The following is a 744-nucleotide window of genomic DNA, read 5'->3' on the forward strand; positions in this document are numbered from 1 at the left end:
CTCGTCGATGCTGGTCAGGGCCTGCGCCGCGGCAAGTGCGGCCGTCAGCGCGTCGCGGCGCGGTTGCAGGTCGGCCGCAGCTGCGGCGCGTCCGGCCGCCTCGCCCGCCGCCCAGCCGGCGGCTTCGCCCTCGGCCCGCGCCGCTGCCAGCTGGGCGGCGATATCGGGCGCCGGCGCGGCCATGGGAGGGGCAGCGTCGGCCGGCGCGATCAGGCTGCTCAGGAGCCGGGCGAGCCCCGGCGCAGCAGCCACCGTGGCCGGCGGCACTCCGGCGAGCAGCGCCGACAGTTTCGGATCATGCGCGGTCACAGCATCGGCTCCGCCTGGGTAGGCAGGGTGATGGCAGCGGCATCGCCCAGCCGCCGCACCTGCCGGCAGATCTCGCGCTGGGCGGTTTCCACCTCGGACCGCTTCATCGGGCCGCGATCGGCCAGATCGTCCTGCAGCTGGGAGGCCGCGCGCTTCGACATGGCGGCGAACACCAGTTCGCGCACCGCAGGCGCGGCGCCCTTCAGCGCCACCGCCAGCTGCGCCGGGTCAACCTCGCGCAGCACCAGCTGCAGATCCTTCTGAGAGAGCTGGGAAAGATCGTCGAAGACGAACTGCTGGCTGTCGAGCTCGGCGGCCAGCGCGGCATCGGCGGTGAGCAGCGCATCCAGCAGCGCGCCGCGCCCGCGGGCCTTCTTGATGACCCCGGCGGCAAAGCCGGTGCCGGCCAGCCGGGCGCGGTCACGATCGGTGCCG

1 protein-coding gene and 1 pseudogene are annotated in these 744 nt (G+C 74.7%); both read right to left on the reverse strand.

The window, feature by feature from the left end:
- Positions 1-309 (reverse strand): annotated as a pseudogene (locus GJV64_RS15120) (hypothetical protein); the annotation flags it as partial.
- The coding region (locus tag GJV64_RS15125) for a FliG C-terminal domain-containing protein (RefSeq protein WP_328799211.1) at positions 306-744 on the reverse strand (439 nt) is incomplete at its 5' end. The gene GJV64_RS15125 and the pseudogene GJV64_RS15120, both read right to left, overlap by 4 nt.

Origin of the sequence: Sandarakinorhabdus rubra (assembly GCF_010994245.1) — a bacterium.
GTDB classification, from domain to species: Bacteria; Pseudomonadota; Alphaproteobacteria; order Sphingomonadales; family Sphingomonadaceae; genus Sandarakinorhabdus; species Sandarakinorhabdus rubra.